At 54.2% G+C, this 273-nt stretch carries 1 protein-coding gene; it reads right to left on the reverse strand.

Translation table 11 applies throughout. From position 1 onward, the window contains the following. The coding region (locus RTW80_RS29270) for a saccharopine dehydrogenase NADP-binding domain-containing protein (RefSeq protein ID WP_312721628.1) at positions 1-273 on the reverse strand (273 nt) is incomplete at both ends.

Here is a 273-nt window from a genome sequence, read left to right on the forward strand (position 1 = left end):
AACCCAGCATGGCCACGCTGCCACCACATCCCGGTAAGAGCATCACGCCTGCAGCCGCTGCATCAGCATCAAGGATCTCAGCAAGCCTGTAGCTGTCGGGTTCAGCAGCAACATCCAGATAATGGGTTTTACTGTTAACCGCCGCCCTCATCAAAGCACTGGCCGTATACATAAAGGGGCCGGCACAGTTCAGCACAACGGCAACATCCATAAGCGCCGCACTGACTGTTTCTGCATCTGCAAGAGAGAAGGTCCGATAAGGGATACCTAACT

Source organism: Escherichia sp. AM3, from assembly GCF_032029835.1.
Lineage (GTDB): Bacteria > Pseudomonadota > Gammaproteobacteria > Enterobacterales > Enterobacteriaceae > Escherichia > Escherichia coli.